The following is a 16,367-nucleotide window of genomic DNA, read 5'->3' as shown; positions in this document are numbered from 1 at the left end:
TTGTCAGTGCTGCGCAGGCGGGTTCGGACGGTCACCGTCGCGTCCCCGCTCCTGCTGCGGGTCGCGTGGCGGGTTGCCACCCTGCGGTCCGTGACCGGGCTGCGGGTAATGCTGCTGGTACGGCGGGTAGGCCTGCTGCCGGGGCGGTTCACCCCAACCCGGGTTCGGCGGAGGCGGCGGCGGATACCAGTAGCCACCCTGCTGGCCCGACTGCTGCTGCGGCGGCCAGCCCGGCGCATGCCAGCCGGCGGGAGCGCCGTAGTCGGGCTGCGTCACACCGTTGGGCGCCCCGTTCGGCGATCCGTTGGACCCGTTGGATCCGTTCGACCCGTTCGTGCGGGCCGCTTCCTCGGCGGCCTTGCTGGCCGCGGCGATCGCCGCTTTGAACGCGGGTTCGGGCTTCGGCTGCGGCCACTCCTCGCCGCGCTCGATGGCCAGCTCGCCGGGCGTCTTGATCGGCGGCTTGTCCGACGGGACGCGGCCACCGAAATCGTCGAACATCGTCAGTCGCGGACGCTTCTTGACGTCACCGAAGATCGCCTCGAGCTCGACGCGGTGCAGGGTCTCCTTCTCGAGCAGCTCACCGGCCAGCGTGTCGAGGACGTCGCGGTACTCGGTGAGGATCTCCCACGCCTCGGTGTGGGCGGCCTCGATGAGCTTGCGGACCTCGTCGTCGATGATCTGTGCGACCTCGTGGCTGTAGTCCGACGAGGTGCCCATGGTGCGGCCGAGGAACGGGTCGCCGTGTTCGGTGCCGTAGCGCACGGCGCCGAGCTTGCTGCTCATGCCGTACTCGGTGACCATCGCCCTGGCGATCTTGGTGGCCTGCTGGATGTCGGACACCGCGCCGGTGGTGGGCTCGCGGAACACGAGCTCCTCGGCGGCGCGACCACCCATGGCGAACACCAGCCGGGAGATCATCTCCGAGCGGGTCATCAGGCCCTTGTCGTCCTCGGGGACGGCGACGGCGTGACCGCCGGTGCGGCCGCGGGCCAGGATCGTCACCTTGTAGATGGGCTCGATGTCGGGCATCGCCCAGGCGGCCAGGGTGTGGCCACCCTCGTGGTAGGCGGTGATCTTCTTCTCGTGCTCGCTGATGATGCGGCTCTTGCGGCGAGGTCCGCCCACGACGCGGTCGACGGCTTCCTCGAGCGCGAGACCCGTGATGACCGTGCCGTTCTCGCGTGCGGTGAGCAGCGCGGCCTCGTTGATGACGTTGGCGAGGTCCGCACCGGACATCCCGACGGTGCGCTTGGCCAGCCCGTCGAGGTCGGCGTCACCGGCCATCGGCTTGCCCGCCGAATGCACCTTCAGCACCGCGCGGCGGCCGGCCAGATCGGGGCTGGTGACCGGGATCTGCCGGTCGAAGCGGCCCGGGCGCAGCAGCGCGGGGTCGAGGATGTCGGGGCGGTTCGTCGCGGCGATCAGGATGACACCCTGGCGGTCGCCGAAACCGTCCATCTCGACGAGCAGCTGGTTGAGCGTCTGCTCGCGTTCGTCGTGGCCGCCGCCGAGGCCGGCGCCGCGCTGGCGGCCGACCGCGTCGATCTCGTCGACGAAGATGATGCACGGACTGTTCTGCTTGGCCTGCTCGAACAGGTCGCGCACGCGGGAAGCGCCGACACCGACGAACATCTCGACGAAGTCCGAACCCGAGATCGTGAAGAACGGCACCCCGGCCTCGCCGGCGACGGCGCGGGCCAGCAGCGTCTTACCGGTTCCGGGCGGCCCGTAGAGCAGCACGCCCTTGGGTATCTTGGCGCCCAGCGCCTGATACCGCGACGGGTTCTGCAGGAAGTCCTTGATCTCGTAGAGCTCCTCGACCGCCTCGTCGACGCCTGCGACGTCGCCGAACGTGGTCTTGGGCATGTCCTTGGACAGTTGCTTGGCCTTGGACTTGCCGAAGCCGAAGCCCATCCGGCCGCCGGTCTGCATACGCGAGAAGAAGACGAACAGCGCGACCAGCAGGAGCAGCGGAAGCATGTAGATGAGGAGCGACCCCAGCACGCTGCCCTGGTTGACCACCGTGTTGATCTTGGCGTTCTTGTCCTGCAGCGATTCGAACAGCGTGACCCCGTACCCGGTCGGATACTTCGTGAGGATCTTGTCGCTGTCCTCGGTGTCGCCGTTGCCGCTCTTCAACTCCAGGCGGAGCTGCTGTTCGCGGTCGTCGATCTGGGCGCTCTTGACGTTGTCGCCGTTGATCTGGGCGATCGCCACCGAGGTGTCGACGGGCTTGTATCCGCGGGTGTCGTCACTGAAATAAAAGAACGACCAGCCCAGCAACAACACGACCGCGATCACGATCAGCGTGCGGATCACATTTTTCCGGTTCATCTTCTCCTAGGCCCGCAAAAGCGCCTGCCGGGCCACGTCCTTCCGATACGTGCAGCTGGGATTAGTTCAGGCTACCGCTAGACCAACGTCCGGTTGTTCCCGACGGCTTGCCGGAGGGAACCGAGGATGAAGTCCGACGGCTTGCCGGAGGGAACCGAGGATGAAGTCCGACGGCTTGCCGGGCTCGACGACCCTCACGTGGAAGTCGGCGCGGAAAGTTGGACACGGTCGTGACCACTCCCTTCCGATCGCGCCGGCGCTGTGCTTGGGTGAGATCGTGATCACGTCGACCGAACGGTTAGTGGACACCAACGGCGTCCGCCTGCGCGTCGTCGAGGCCGGTGAGCGCGGAGCGCCCGTCGTCCTCCTCGCCCACGGCTTCCCGGAACTGGCGTACTCGTGGCGCCATCAGATCCCGGTGCTGGCCGAGGCCGGCTACCACGTCATCGCCCCGGATCAGCGGGGGTACGGCGGCTCGACCCGTCCCGAGGCCGTCGACGACTACGACATCGTCGCGCTGACCGGCGACCTCGCGGGACTCCTCGACGACGTCGGCGCGCAACGGGCGGTCGTGGTCGGCCACGACTGGGGCTCACCGGTCGTCACCAACTTCGCGCTGCTGCACCCCGACCGGGTGGCGGGCATGGTCAACCTCAGCGTGCCGCCGGTCCCACGCGCCTCGGATCCGCCGACGCAGATCTGGCGCAAGACCTTCGGCGACCACTTCTTCTACATCCTCTACTTCCAGGAGCCCGGGGTCGCCGACGCCGACCTCGGCCGCGACCCGCGTCAATCGCTGCAACGGATGCTGGCGCTCGAGGGGTTCAGCGCCCCGGCCCCCGATCTGGCCGACCACCCGCTGCCCCCGCTGCCGGAGTGGATGAGCCAGGAGGAGTTCGACCACTACGCCGACGTGTTCACCCGCACCGGCTTCACCGGCGGCCTGAACTGGTACCGCAACTTCGACCGGAACTGGGAACTGACCGCCACCACACCCGCCCCGACCGTCACGGTGCCGACGCTGTTCATCGCCGGCAGCGCCGACCCGGTGCTGAGCTTCACCCCGCGCCACCGGGTGACCGACCTGGTCACCGGCGAGTACCGCGAGGTGATTCTCGACGGCGCCGGCCACTGGCTGCAGCAGGAACGTCCCGACGAGGTCAACGCCCTGCTGACAGAACACCTGTCCGGATTGGAGCTGTCATGAGCCGCGCACCGCTGAACTTCGGGGTCTTCATCACCCCCTTCCACCCGGTGGGCCAATCTCCCACCGTCGCACTGGAATACGACCTCGAACGGGTGGTGCGGCTCGACCGTCTCGGCTACGACGAGGCGTGGTTCGGTGAGCATCATTCGGGCGGTTACGAACTCATCGCCTGTCCGGAGGTCTTCATCGCGACAGCCGCCGAGCGAACCAAGCACATCCGCCTCGGCACCGGGGTGGTGTCGCTGCCCTACCACCATCCGCTCATGGTGGCCGACCGGTGGGTGTTGCTCGACCACCTCACCCGGGGCAGGGTCATGTTCGGCACCGGCCCGGGCGCGCTGCCGTCGGACGCCTACATGATGGGCCTCGACCCGGTCGAACAGCGCCGGATGATGCAGGAATCGCTCGAGGCGATCCTCGCGCTGTTCCGCGCGGAACCCGAAGAACGCATCACCCGTGAGACCGACTGGTTCACGCTGCGCGACGCCCAGCTGCACATCCGGCCGTACACCTGGCCGTATCCGGAGATCTCCACCGCCGCGATGATCTCGCCGTCCGGTCCGAGGCTGGCCGGGGCGCTCGGCACGTCCCTGCTGTCGCTGTCGATGTCGGTGCCCGGCGGCTTCGCCGCGCTCGAGTCGACGTGGCAGATCGTCGTCGACCAGGCGGCGAAATCGGGCCGGCCGGAACCCGACCGGCACGACTGGCGGGTCCTGTCGATCATGCACCTGGCCGACACCCGCGAACAGGCCATCGACGACTGCACGTACGGACTGGCCGACTTCGCCAACTACTTCGGCGCGGCGGGCTTCGTCCCGCTGTCCAACAGCGTCGAGGGCGAACGCTCGCCGCACGAGTTCGTCGCCGAATACGCCGCACAGGGAAACTGCTGCATCGGCACCCCCGACGACGCCATCGCCTACATCGAGGATCTGCTCGAGAAGTCCGGCGGGTTCGGCACGCTGCTGCTCCTCGGCCACGACTGGGCCTCACCCGAGGCCACCTACCACTCCTACGATCTGTTCGCGCGAAAGGTGATGCCGCACTTCAAGGGTCAGCTCACCGCACCCCGCGCCTCGCACGACTGGGCCAAGGGCATGCGGGACCAGTTGCTCGGCCGGGCCGGAGACGCGATCGTCAAGGCGATCACCGAACACACCGACGAGTTGAAGACGGAACACCGGTAGTGCGCGCGTCGGTGCTGCGTGGCGGCCGGATGGTGCTGCGCGACGATGTGCCCGAACCGGTCCCCGGCCCGGGGCAGGTTCTGGTCGCCGTGAAGGCCTGCGGCATCTGCGGATCCGATCTGCACTTCGCCGCGCACGGTGCCGACGCGTTGGAAGCCGGCGCACAGCTGGAGGGCATGCCCGATCTCGGCGGCCCGGTCGACCTGTCCGCCGACGTGTTCATGGGGCACGAGATCTCCGCCGAGGTGCTCGAATCCGGCCCGGACACCGACGCCCCGCCACCCGGCACGGTCGTGACGTCGATCCCCGTGCTGCTCTCGGCGACGGATGTGGCGCCGATCGTGTACTCCAACAGCGTGATCGGCGGCTACGCCGAGCGCATGCTGCTCTCGGCGCCGCTGTTGCTGCCCGTGCCGAACGGCCTCGACCCCCGGCATGCCGCGCTGACCGAACCGATGGCGGTGGGTCTGCACGCGGTGAACACCTCCGCGATCACACCCGGTGAGTCCGCACTCGTCGTGGGATGTGGGCCGATCGGTATGGCGATCATCGCCGCGTTGCGGCTGCGCGGGGTGGAACACGTTGTCGCGTCGGACTTCTCGGAGACCCGACGCCGGCTCGCGCAGACCATGGGCGCACACGAGACCGTCGACCCGGCGCAGCGGTCGCCGTTCGAGGGCGCCGCGCCGGCCGTGGTGTTCGAGGCCGTCGGCGCCCCCGGGATCCTCAACGACGTCATGCGCCGCGCACCCGCCCGCACCCGCGTGGTGGTGGCGGGGGTCTGCATGGAGCCCGACACGATCATGCCGTTCTACGGCGCCCCCAAGGAACTCACCATCCAATTCGTGTTCGCCTACGACCCCGCGGAGTTCGCGGAGACGTTGCGGGCCATCGCCGAAGGCGCGATCGACGTCGCCCCGCTGATCACCGGGGAGGTCGGCCTCGACGGGGTCGGCGACGCCTTCACCTCACTGTCGCGACCCGACGAGCAATGCAAGATCTTGGTGACCCCCTGACGGTAGGGTGCCTGGCATGCCGATCTCTGCGCGCGCGAAGACCCGGTTGCTCACCTTCGTCGCCGCGGGCGTGACGATGGCCGGTGTGGCGGGGTGCGACGCCACCTCCGGTCCGACGGCAACCGGGTCCGCCGACACCCGGCAGGTCACCGTCGTCGGCTCCGGTGAGGTGCAGGGCACCCCGGACACGCTGACCGCCGGCGTCGCGATGGAGGCGATCGCCGTCGACGTGACCGGGGCGATGAACCAGTCCGGCGAACGCCAGCAGGCGGTGATCGACGCGCTCGTCGCCGCGGGCATCCCCCGCGAGGACATCAGCACCACACAGGTCAGCCTGCAACCGCAGTTCGGCGCCGACGGCACCGACATCATCGGATACCGGGCGAGCAACTCGATCGACGTGAAGATTCGCGACCTCAGCGCGGCGTCGCAGGCGCTGGCGCTGATCGTCAGCACCGGTGGCGACGCCACCCGCATCAACTCGGTCAACTATTCGATCGAGGACGACTCCCAGCTGATCCGGGATGCCCGCGCCCGCGCGTTCGACGACGCCAAGAACCGCGCCGAACAGTACGCCCAGCTCTCAGGCCTCGACCTCGGCGACGTCATCTCGATCGCGGAGTCCCCCGGTTCGACGCCGCCGACCCCGATGCCGCGCGGCGAGGCGGCCATGGCGGTGCCGCTCGAGCCGGGCACCCAGACCGTCGGGTTCAGCGTGACGGTGATCTGGGAGCTGGCCTGACCGGACGCCACCGGTCAGTCGTGGGTGTAGACCTTCGGCTCGAGGGTGCCGATGTAGGGCAGGTCGCGGTAGCGCTCGGCGTAATCGAGGCCGTATCCCACGACGAACTCGTTGGGGATGTCGAAGCCGACGTATTGGATGTCCACGTCGGCGCGGACGGCGTCGGGTTTGCGCAGCAGCGTGCACACCCGCAGCGACCGCGGCTGGCGGGTGGCCAGGTTGCGCAGCAGCCAGGACAGTGTCAGCCCCGAGTCGACGATGTCCTCGACGATCAGCACGTCACGGTCGTTGATGTCGCGGTCGAGGTCCTTGAGGATGCGCACCACCCCCGACGACGATGTCGATGATCCGTAGGAGCTGACGGCCATGAACTCGAGCTGGGTCGGCAGCGGGATCGAACGGGCCAGGTCGGTGACGAACATGACGGCGCCCTTGAGCACCGTGACCAGCAGCAGGTCCTGACCGCTGTCCACGACGGCCGCGCGGTAGGTCTCGGCGATCTGCGCGGCCAATTCGGCCGTGCGGGATTGGATCTGTTCCTCCGAAAGCAGCACTGACTTGATGTCGCCCTCGTACAGGTCAGGTGATTGCGCAGGCACGCCCACAGCGTGCCATGCCGTCGCGGCCGGAACCAACGCGGCTGTTCTACACCGGCTCCCGATGCAGGGTCAGCATCCCGTCGTGGCGTCCCGCGATCAGGCGCTCCCGCACCGCGCCGGACGGGACCGCCACCCCGCCCTGCCCGTGCCAGTCGCTCACCAGGGCGTCGACGCCCCGGATCTGGGTGTCGGTCAGCCCGCGGGCGCCCCCGGCGAGCAGCCAGTTCCGGATCACCCGGCGCCTGATGGCGGCGGGCAGCCGCACCAGCCGCGCGGTGTCGAGTCCCGCACCCACCGTCGCGTCGGCCGACGCGACCTCGGCCTGTGCGTCGAGGAGGTCGTTGTCCTCCTGCAGCGCGGCGGCGGTGGGCGGCAGCGCCGCGGCCACTCCCCCGTCGAGGACGTCCTCCAGAAGCGGCAGAACCTCGGCGCGCAACCGGCTGCGGGTGAACCGGGGATCGCCGTTGTGCGGATCCACCCACGGCCGCAATCCGAGTTCGGCGCACGCGGCTGCGGTCTCAGCGCGTCGCACACCCAGCAGCGGGCGGTACCAGGGCGGGTCGCACCGCCGCATCCCCGCGATCGAACGCGGACCCGAGCCGCGGCCCAGCCCGAGCAGCACCGTCTCCGCCTGGTCGTCGAGGGTGTGGGCGAGCAGCACCGGTGCGCCCCCGTGCGCGGCGCGCAGCGCGTCGTATCGGGCGGTGCGCGCGGCGGCTTCCGGCCCACCCGAGGTGCCGACCTGAACCCGCAGCACCCGCGCGTCGGTGCAGCCGAGCCGCAGCGCCGCGTCGCGGGCGGTCTCGGCGACGGCGGCCGAGCCGGGTTGCAGCCCGTGGTCGACGATCAGCGCGACCGTGGGCAGGATGTCGGCGGCCACCGCGGTCAGCGCCAGCGAATCAGCTCCGCCGGACAGCGCGACACACCAGCGCTGCGTGCCGGCCAGATCATGACGGGCGAACCGGGCCAGCTCGGCGCGCAGCGCGGCTACAGCACGCGGTCGATCCATCGCTGCGGCTCGTCGACTTCTGTTGGCAGCGGCAGCGTTTCGGGTCCGGACCAGATGGTGTTGAACCGCTCCATCCCGACCGAGCCGACGACGTGGTCGACGAACGCCTTGCCGCGGGTGTACTGGCTGATCTTGGCGTCGACGCCGAGCAGGGCACGCAGGATGCGTTGCACGGGCGGCTGTTTGCGCTCACGCCGCTGGTTGAAGCGGGCGCGGATGGTGGCGACCGAGGGCACGACGGCCGGACCCACGGCGTCCATCACGTGGTCGGCGTGTCCTTCGAGCAGGGTGCCCAGCACCAGCAGCTGGTCGAGCGCGCGCCGTTGCGGTTCGGCCTGCACGGCGCGCATCAGGCCGAGCACCCCGGTCGAGTTCGGATCGGTGTGGGCGCGCCGGTTGCGCACGTAGTCGGCCAGCCGCGCGGCCACCTCGGTGACGTCCTCGCCGGCATCCTTGGTCAGCACCGCGAGCGCCGACGACATGTGGTCGGCCAGCCACGGGTGGGCGCGGAATTGAACGCGATGGGTGACCTCGTGCAGGCACACCCAGAGCCGGAAGTCGGTGGGCGACACCCGCAGTTGGCGTTCCACCGCGATCACGTTCGGCCACACCAGCAGCAGTTCACCGCCGCCGTCGGCGAACGGGTCGTACTGGCCGAGGATCCCCGACGCCACGAACGCCAGCACCGCCCCCGTCTGGGCGCCGGTGACGCGGCCGGTCAGGTAACTGCTCGGTCGGTCCGTGCCGCCCGTCATCGTCCGCATCGACTGCGACGCGGCCTGGATCCACCCGGGGCGGTCCACGATGCGCGCCTCGGTGACGGCGTTGCCCTCGTTGAGCCCGGTCACCTCGCGCACGGGGAGTTCGGCCTCGCGTGACGCCGCGGCGAGCTGCTCGATGGCCTGACGGCGGGTGTAGTCGGTGGCGGGCGGGCCGGGTCGCGCGAGCCGGGCGCCGACGGTGGCGGCGAACTGCCAGTCCACCGTGCGCCCCACCGTGAGGTCGCCGGACGACGCGTTCACGAGCCGCACCCGCAGGCGCGCAGGGTGGCCGCCAGGGCGTCGAGGGCCGTGCGCCCGGTCGGGCCTGCGTTGTTCGACATCAGAGCGAACGTCAGCACCCGGCCGCGGGCGTCGGTGACGATGCCGGCCAGCGAGTTGGTCCCGGTCAGCGATCCGGTCTTGGCGCGCAGCCAGCCGGCGGCATCGCGACCGGCGGCGGTGTCGAGGTAGCGGTTGGACAGCGTGCCGCTGCCGCCGGCGATGGGCAGCAGGTCGACAAGCGGCCGCAGCTCGGGGTGGTCGTCACCGGCGGCCGCCGTGACCACCTCGTCGAGGGTGCGGGCGGTCAGCCGGTCGTCGACCGACAGACCGCTGGAGTCGAACAGCCGGGCGTCGGTGATGTCGATGCCGACCTTGCGGAGCTGCGAAAGCACCGCCTTGGCGGCCTCGTCGAAACTCTGCGGCCGGCCCAGTTGGGCGGCCACCTCGCGGCCGATCGCCTCGGCCATCACGTTGTCGGACAGGTTCATCATCACGCGCAGCCGTTCCATCAGCGGCGGCGACTGCACGGCCCCGATCTGCTTGCCGCCGCGGTACGGCCCCCGCAGCACCGTGACCGCGGCGGGATCGATCCGCAGTGCGCCGGCCAGCGCGCGCCCGGCGTCGACGGCCGGGGTCGGTGAGCGCCGCGACTCCTCGCTGACGGGTTGGGTGCGGCCGCCGTCGAGCATGACCGGCACCATCGGCGCGATGTCACCGCCGGGGATGTCCAGCGGATCCCAGCCGAACGCCATCTCCGGACCCGTGTAGGCGCTCGTGTCGACGGCCACCGCGGTCGGCTCGATCCCGCTGCGCCGCACCTGGTCGGCGAGGTCGCTGATGCGCGCGGCGTCCATGTACCAGCTGTCGGTGCCGCGCGGGGCCGCCGACAGCGTCGGATCGCCGCCGCCCTTGAGCACCACCAACCCGGGATCCCGCTTCTGGTCACCGGCCACCACGGTGGTGGTCAGCCGGGCCTCCCGGTCCAGGGTCAACAGCGCAGCGGCGGCGGTGAGCGTCTTGTTCGTCGAGGCCGGCTGCATCGGCACGTCGGCGCGTTCCTCCCACAACCGGTCGCCGGTCATCGCGTCCGTGACGCGGCCGGCCAACTCACCGAGGTTCGGATCGGCCAGGGCGGGTGCGAGCGCGGCGGCCAGACCGGCGTTCGTCGGGGTGGGCGCGGACTCGGCGACCGGCACCACCGCCGGGTTCGCGGTGGCGGGCGCGGGCAGGGGTCTGGCGGCCTGGGCATCGGAATCGCGGCCGGTGGTGAGCACCGCGGCGACCGCGACGACGACCGCGACGAGCACCACCACGGCCAGCCCGACCAGCACGTGGGTCGATCGCCGCCACCGGGTGGGCCGCATAACACTCCTGCTGTCGAATGAGGTGACCGAACCACCCCGCCAACAGCAGCGTATCGCTCGTTTACTGTGGACCCGCGTCGTCGTCACCCGACGACCCTGGTGCGTACACAGACGAAGGAGCCGACAGCGGTGGAGTTCGAGGTCGTCATCGAGATCCCCAAGGGGTCACGCAACAAGTACGAGGTCGACCACGAGACCGGCCGGCTCAAGCTGGACCGCTACCTCTACACGTCGATGGCCTACCCGACCGACTACGGCTTCATCGAGAACTCGCTCGGCGAGGACGGCGACCCGCTCGACGCGCTGGTCCTGCTGCCCGAGTCGGTGTTCCCCGGCTGCATCGTCGACGCCCGCCCGGTCGCGATGTTCCAGATGACCGACGAAGCCGGCGGCGACGACAAGGTGCTGTGCGTGCCCGCGGGCGACAAGCGCTGGGACCACATCAAGGACCTGGCTGACGTCCCGGAACAGGTGCTCGAAGAGGTCAAGCACTTCTTCGTCCACTACAAGGACCTGGAGCCGAACAAGTACGTCAAGGCGGCCGACTGGACCGGCCGCGAGGCGGCCGAAGCCGAGGTGCAGCGGTCCTTCGAGCGGTACAAGACCGAGGGCCACTAGCCCCGGGACAGAAATTATCGCGCCCGTAACACAGCGTAACGCGGTCGTGGCTTGACGCTTCGATCATGGGGCCATGCTGATGCACCAGGGCATTGGCCTCGCGGCCTACAACGCCATGCCGATCCGTCGGGCCGTCCACGCGGTGTACGAGTGCTGCTACAGCGTGCCCCTGGCGGCCGATCTGGCCCGCGGCCGGCCGTACGACAGCCACGACGCGCTCTTCCGTGAGGCCGACGCGCTGCTGTTCGCCCTGTCCGAGGAATCGATCGACAACATCCTCGAGGCACATCCGGATATCGGCCGCCGCCCCGGCAGCGTGAAGTCGGCGGCCGAACCGTGCGCGGTGTTCGACGAACGACCCGAGGTGATGGAGGAGTTGTGTGCGGCCTCGCGCCGCTACCTCGACCACTTCGGCTTCGGGTTCGTGATGCTGGTCAGCGGCCACTGCGCACAAGACGTGCTGGCCGCCGTGACCGACCGGCTGCACAACGACGTCGACACCGAGCGCAAAGTGGTGCGCAACGAACTGGCCCGCATCAACCGCACCCGGTTGGAGCGCATGCTCGGACCCGAAGGCGGTTACCACAACTGGTGAGTCCCTCGCCTACGCTGCGCGGGTGAGCACCGCGCAGTCACAGTTCCTCTCGCCACCCGATCTGGCCTCCCGAGCGGCCGGCGGCGCCGTGGCGGAGCGGTGGAGCCGGTCCGGCTGACATGTTCCTCCTCATCCTCGCCGCGATCCTCGCGCTCATTCATCTGTACGTGTGGAAGCGGCTCGTCAAGGACACCACCCGGCCCGGGCGTGCCCGGCGGATCCTCACCGCCGTACTGCTCGGTCTCTTCGGCCTGCTGTTCGCGGCGCTGATCCTGCCCAGGGTGATCGGGGTGCGGGAGTCGGCGTGGTTCGCCTGGCCGGGCTACCTCTGGTTCGGGCTGGCCGCCTACCTGCTGTTGACCCTGCTGGTGCTGGAACCGGTCCGGCTCGCCTTTCGCGGGTGGGTGCGACGGCCGACCCCCGAACCCGAACCTGACGTCGCGCAACCGGATTCGCCGTCGTCGCCGGTGAACCGGCGCCTGTTCCTCGCCCGCGCCGGTGCGGCGGCGGCCGGCGCCGCGTCGGTCGGCCTCGTGGGCTTCGGCGCCGCCACCGCGGTCGGGCCGCCGAATGTGCTGAACGTCCCGGTCCGGCTGCGCCGGCTCGATCCCGCGTTCGCCGGCTTCCGCGTCGCGGTGGTGTCGGACGTCCACCTCGGGCCGCTGGCCGGCCGGGCGCACACCGAGCGCATCGTGCGGATGGTCAACGAGGCCCAACCCGACCTGGTCGCGATCGTGGGCGACCTGGTCGACGGCACCGTCGCCGAACTCGGGGCGGCGGCGGAACCGTTGCGCGATCTGGCATCTCGGGAAGGCACGTTCTTCGTGACGGGCAACCACGAGTACTTCGTCGACGACACGGCGTCCTGGCTGCGGGAACTCGAGCGGTTCGGGGTGCAGGCGCTGCGCAACGAGAACACCGTGATCCGGCGTGGCGGCGCGGCGTTCGACCTGGCCGGGGTCAACGACCTCGCCGGCGAATCGGCGAACGAGCCGCCGGATCTCGATCGCGCGCTGGCCGGTCTCGGCGCGGACCGGCCGACGGTGCTGCTGGCGCATCAGCCCGTTCTGGTGTCGGAGGCGGCGGCGCGCGGGGTGGACCTGCAGCTGTCCGGGCACACCCACGGCGGCCAGATGTGGCCGTTCCACTACGCGGTGAACGCCGTGCAACCGTCGCTCGCCGGACTGTCCACGGTCGGCGACACCCAGTTGTATGTGACCCGCGGCGCGGGGTTCTGGGGTCCGCCGGTGCGGATCGGCGCACCGCCGGACATCACTGTGCTGTCGTTGAGCCCCGGGTGAGCTCCCCGTCGACCCGGCGCCACAGCCGGTCCGGGTTGCCGTCGGCGATGGCGCTCGGCAGCAACGCCTTCGGCGCGTTCTGGTAGCAGACCGCACGCAGGAACCGTTCGATCGCCCGCGATCCGACCGAGGTGGTGCGCGAATCGGAGGTGGCGGGGAACGGTCCGCCGTGCACCATCGCGTGGGTGACCTCGACGCCGGTCGGCCAGCCGTTGAACAGGATCCGGCCGGCCTTGAGTTCGAGCACGGGCAGCAGTTCGGCGGCCCGGCCGTGGTCGGAGGGGTCCGCGTGCAGGGTGGCGGTGAGCTGACCCTCGACGCCCGCGGCGACCGTCTTCATCTCCTCGAAGTCGGCACAGCGCACGATCAGGCCTGCGGCGCCGAAGACCTCCGCCTGCAGCGACGTCGACCCGAGCAGGCTGACCGCGTCGGTGCCGAACAACGCCGCCCGGCACGACACGGCCGCGGCGCCGTCGGCCGATCCGCGGGCGATCAGCGTCGCCTCACCGGCCAGCGCCTCGACTCCGGCGCGGTAGTTCTCCGCGATCCCCGGCGTCAACATCGCCGTCGCGGCCGATTCACCGAGCGCCTCGCGCGCGGCGTCGACGAACGTGTCGAGGCCGGGTCCGTCCACCGCGACGATCAGGCCAGGGTTGGTGCAGAACTGTCCCGAGCCCAGGGTGAGCGATCCGACGAACGCCCGCCCGAGGTCGGCGCCATGGCCGGCCAGCGCGCCGTCGAGCAGGAACACGGGATTGACCGCGCTCATCTCGGCGTAGACCGGTATCGGCTCCCTCCGGCGTGCCGCGGCGTCGATCAGGGCCAGCCCGCCGGCCCGCGAACCGGTGAACCCCACCGCCTTGACCCGGGGATCGGTGACCAGCGCGATCGCGGCTTCCTTGGTGAGGTTGAGCAGCGAGAACGTGCCGGCAGGCAGTCCGGCCGCGGCGACCGCGTCGGTGATCACCCGGCCGGCCAACTCCGAAGTGCCGGGGTGCGCGTCGTGTGCCTTGACCACAACCGGGCAACCCGCGGCCAACGCGGACGCGGTATCGCCGCCGGCGACCGAGAAGGCCAGCGGGAAGTTACTCGCCCCGAAGACCGCGACCGGCCCCAGCGGTACCGCGCGCTGGCGCAGGTCGGGGCGGGGCAGCGGCGTCCGATCCGGTTGGGCGGTGTCGATTCGCACACCGTTCCAGCTGCCTTCGCGCAACACGGCGGCGAAGAGCCGCAGCTGTCCGCAGGTCCGGCCGAGTTCACTGGTCAGTCGCGCGTGCGGGAGCCCCGATTCGGCGTGTGCGCGGGCGACGACGTCGTCGGTGATCGCGACGAGCCCGTCGGCGATCGCCTCGAGGAAGTCCGCCCGCGCGCCGGCGGGCGTGCTGCGGTACGGCCCGAACGCCTCGGCGGCCGCCGCGCAGGCGGCGTCGACATTCGAGATGTCCCCGTAGCGGTACCCGGGTTCCAGTTCGGTGCCGGTGGCCGGGTCGAACCCGCGGATCTCGGCGCCCGCGCCGCGCACCACCGCTCCGGCGATGAGCATCCGTCCGGTCGGTTCGGTCTTCGGCGCCGCTGTCATGCCTGCACGCTAAGCCGACGGTTCGGCGGCTGTCCAAAGCGCGTTACGAGGCCTGCGGTTGACCCCGCAACGCCAGTCGGGCCAGGACGTCGCGGCCCAGGGCGCGCACGTCCTGGGGCGAACCGGCGGCGAGCAGGGTGACGCCGTCGGCGACGTCGGCCATCTCGATGTCGGCGATCAGGCCGGCGAGGCCGTCGAGCGTGCCGGCGTAGCGCACGGTGCCGTCGTCGTCGCTGTCCGGGCGGAACGCCGAGCGCGCCGAGCGGAAGTCGGCGCCCACCGCGACCGTCACGTCGAGGATCACCGCGACGTCGTTCGCCCCGGCCCGGATCCGGGCGCGGGCCCGACGGGCCTGCTGCAGGTCGGGTGCGCTCACCCGGACCGCATCCCGGTCGCCGTCGGTCAACTCGTCCCATTCACCACGATCCGCCACGAATAGCCGCACGGACGAGACGCTAGGCGGCCACCGACGGGGCGTCGACGGTTGGGATCAGTGGGAGTCGAAGGACTTCTTGCCGTCGTCCTCGATCTCGTCCCGCACCTCGCTGATCTCGTCGGTGCTCTTACCCCGCGTCTTCATCAGGCTCAGGACCGTCGTGATGACGAGGGTGACGACGATGACGCCCAGGCTGAGCAGGGTCGGGATCTCCGGCACCGGCACGTGCTCGCCGCCGTTGATGAACGGCAGCTCGTTCTCGTGCAGCGCGTGCAGGAACAGCTTCACGCCGATGAACAGCAGGATGAACGCCAGGCCCTGCGACAGGTACACCAGCCGTTTGAGCAGACCGCCGAGCAGGAAGAACAGCTGCCGCAGACCCATCAGGGCGAACACGTTGGCGGTGAACACCAGATACGGTTCCTGCGTCAGACCGAAGATCGCCGGGATCGAGTCCAGCGCGAAGATCAGGTCAGTGGTCCCCAGCGCCACGATCACCAGGAACATCGGCGTCATCAGCCGCTTGCCGTCCTGTTTGATCCACAGCTTCAGGCCGTCCCACTTGTCGGTGAGCGTGAGGTGGTTGCGGGCGAACTTGACCACGGCGTTGTCGCCGTCGTCCTCGTGGTCGGTGTCGCGGGCCAGGTTCCACGCGGTGTACACCAGGAACAGGCCGAAGATGTAGAACACCCAGGAGAACTGGTTGATCGCCACCGCGCCGAGCGCGATGAAGATGCCGCGGAAGATCAGGGCCAGGATGATGCCCACCATCAGCGCTTCCTGCTGATACTTCTTGGGCACGTTGAAGCTGGCCATGATGATGATGAAGATGAACAGGTTGTCGACCGACAGGCTGTACTCGGTCAGCCAGCCGGCGAAGAACTCCAGCCCGTAGTCCCCGCCGTGGAACACCCACACCCAGACCCCGAACGCGACGGCCAGCGACACGTAGACCGACAGTGCGATCGAGCATTCCTTCATCGACGGCTCGTGCGGGCGCCGGGCGATGGCCACCACGTCGAACAGCAGCACAGCCACTGTGACGGCGATGGTGATGCCCCACTCCAGGGCGGAAACGTTCACTCGATATACCTCCGGTCGTCGAACACGCCGGAGGTCTCTTCCGCCGACGCTCGACGCGTCGGCCCGCAGCACCGGTCGACCGATGATGGACGACGTAGTGACGACACCGCGGCGAAGGAATACTCCCCTCCGGAGGCGATTGTGCCCGGCCGGCGCCGGACAGGCCAATCGGGGTCCGATAAAGCTGTTCTGCGCGGGGGGTACCCGCCTTGATGCAATTGTCACCACACACCGCTCGCGCCGTGCGGCCC

At 70.0% G+C, this 16,367-nt stretch carries 15 protein-coding genes; 7 read left to right on the top strand and 8 right to left on the bottom strand.

Annotation, left to right across the window (positions count from 1 at the left end; all coding sequences use genetic code 11):
• Window positions 1-3 precede the first annotated feature (3 nt).
• Window positions 4-2,337 (bottom strand): ATP-dependent zinc metalloprotease FtsH, encoded by a 2,334-nt coding sequence (ftsH, locus tag AU195_RS08745; protein ID WP_059158651.1) that lies wholly within the window; start codon window positions 2,335-2,337, stop codon window positions 4-6.
• Between the two features lie 274 nt (window positions 2,338-2,611).
• Here ftsH and AU195_RS08740 point away from each other — a divergent pair, with 274 nt between their 5' ends.
• From AU195_RS08740 to AU195_RS08725, 4 genes are read left to right on the top strand one after another with little or no spacing between them, the layout of a single operon-like run.
• Window positions 2,612-3,544, top strand: coding sequence for an alpha/beta fold hydrolase (locus AU195_RS08740; RefSeq protein ID WP_502687327.1), 933 nt, complete (start codon window positions 2,612-2,614; stop codon window positions 3,542-3,544).
• Window positions 3,541-4,731, top strand: coding sequence for an LLM class flavin-dependent oxidoreductase (locus tag AU195_RS08735; protein WP_059158650.1), 1,191 nt, complete (start codon window positions 3,541-3,543; stop codon window positions 4,729-4,731). Before AU195_RS08740 ends, AU195_RS08735 begins: the two co-directional genes overlap by 4 nt.
• Window positions 4,731-5,747 carry a zinc-binding dehydrogenase gene (locus AU195_RS08730; protein ID WP_059158649.1) on the top strand — a complete coding sequence of 339 codons (1,017 nt, stop codon included), beginning with the start codon at window positions 4,731-4,733 and terminating at the stop codon, window positions 5,745-5,747. The genes AU195_RS08735 and AU195_RS08730 overlap by 1 nt, the downstream gene beginning before the upstream one ends.
• 16 nt (window positions 5,748-5,763) lie before the next feature.
• On the top strand, window positions 5,764-6,489 hold the full coding sequence (locus AU195_RS08725) for an SIMPL domain-containing protein (protein ID WP_059158648.1): 726 nt from the start codon (window positions 5,764-5,766) through the stop codon (window positions 6,487-6,489).
• Between the two features lie 14 nt (window positions 6,490-6,503).
• Here the strand turns inward: AU195_RS08725 and hpt are convergent, their stop codons facing one another.
• Genes hpt through dacB form a run of 4 tightly spaced genes read right to left on the bottom strand, consistent with a single transcriptional unit; the run spans window position 6,504 to window position 10,504 of the window.
• Window positions 6,504-7,151 (bottom strand): hypoxanthine phosphoribosyltransferase, encoded by a 648-nt coding sequence (gene hpt, locus AU195_RS08720; protein WP_059158647.1) that lies wholly within the window; start codon window positions 7,149-7,151, stop codon window positions 6,504-6,506.
• Complete coding sequence (gene tilS, locus AU195_RS08715; protein ID WP_059158646.1) at window positions 7,135-8,097, bottom strand: tRNA lysidine(34) synthetase TilS; 963 nt, start codon at window positions 8,095-8,097, stop codon at window positions 7,135-7,137. The genes hpt and tilS overlap by 17 nt, the downstream gene beginning before the upstream one ends.
• A complete protein-coding gene (locus AU195_RS08710; protein WP_059158788.1) occupies window positions 8,076-9,119 on the bottom strand; it encodes an Rv3626c family coenzyme F420 biosynthesis-associated protein in 1,044 nt (347 codons plus the stop codon). Before AU195_RS08710 ends, tilS begins: the two co-directional genes overlap by 22 nt.
• The gene (gene dacB / locus AU195_RS08705; protein ID WP_059158645.1) at window positions 9,116-10,504 is read right to left on the bottom strand and encodes a D-alanyl-D-alanine carboxypeptidase/D-alanyl-D-alanine endopeptidase; all 1,389 of its coding nucleotides are present in this window, start codon (window positions 10,502-10,504) and stop codon (window positions 9,116-9,118) included. The genes AU195_RS08710 and dacB overlap by 4 nt, the downstream gene beginning before the upstream one ends.
• Window positions 10,505-10,633: 129 nt before the next feature.
• Here dacB and AU195_RS08700 point away from each other — a divergent pair, with 129 nt between their 5' ends.
• The 3 genes from AU195_RS08700 to AU195_RS08690 all read left to right on the top strand — a co-directional run bounded on the left by AU195_RS08700 (window position 10,634) and on the right by AU195_RS08690 (window position 13,018).
• Window positions 10,634-11,122 carry an inorganic diphosphatase gene (locus AU195_RS08700; RefSeq protein ID WP_059158644.1) on the top strand — a complete coding sequence of 163 codons (489 nt, stop codon included), beginning with the start codon at window positions 10,634-10,636 and terminating at the stop codon, window positions 11,120-11,122.
• A 73-nt stretch (window positions 11,123-11,195) separates the two neighbouring features.
• Window positions 11,196-11,717, top strand: coding sequence for a 2-oxo-4-hydroxy-4-carboxy-5-ureidoimidazoline decarboxylase (locus AU195_RS08695; protein ID WP_059158643.1), 522 nt, complete (start codon window positions 11,196-11,198; stop codon window positions 11,715-11,717).
• 119 nt (window positions 11,718-11,836) lie between these two features.
• Window positions 11,837-13,018, top strand: a complete 1,182-nt coding sequence (locus tag AU195_RS08690) for a metallophosphoesterase (protein WP_059158642.1) — start codon at window positions 11,837-11,839, stop codon at window positions 13,016-13,018.
• Here AU195_RS08690 and AU195_RS08685 read toward each other — a convergent pair.
• From AU195_RS08685 to AU195_RS08675, 3 genes are read right to left on the bottom strand one after another with little or no spacing between them, the layout of a single operon-like run.
• Window positions 12,990-14,597: an aldehyde dehydrogenase (NADP(+)) gene (locus AU195_RS08685; RefSeq protein ID WP_059158641.1), complete on the bottom strand. Its 1,608-nt coding sequence runs from the start codon at window positions 14,595-14,597 to the stop codon at window positions 12,990-12,992. The genes AU195_RS08690 and AU195_RS08685 overlap by 29 nt on opposite strands.
• Before the next feature lie 43 nt (window positions 14,598-14,640).
• Window positions 14,641-15,042 (bottom strand): hypothetical protein, encoded by a 402-nt coding sequence (locus AU195_RS08680; RefSeq protein WP_082702995.1) that lies wholly within the window; start codon window positions 15,040-15,042, stop codon window positions 14,641-14,643.
• Window positions 15,043-15,087: 45 nt separating this feature from the next.
• Window positions 15,088-16,116: a TerC family protein gene (locus tag AU195_RS08675; RefSeq protein ID WP_059158640.1), complete on the bottom strand. Its 1,029-nt coding sequence runs from the start codon at window positions 16,114-16,116 to the stop codon at window positions 15,088-15,090.
• Window positions 16,117-16,367: the final 251 nt, after the last annotated feature.

The sequence above is a fragment of the Mycobacterium sp. IS-1496 genome, assembly GCF_001499995.1.
Classification (GTDB): domain Bacteria; phylum Actinomycetota; class Actinomycetes; order Mycobacteriales; family Mycobacteriaceae; genus Mycobacterium.
Note: the sequence above shows the minus strand (reverse complement) of the source record. Positions and strands in the feature narration are given on the sequence as shown.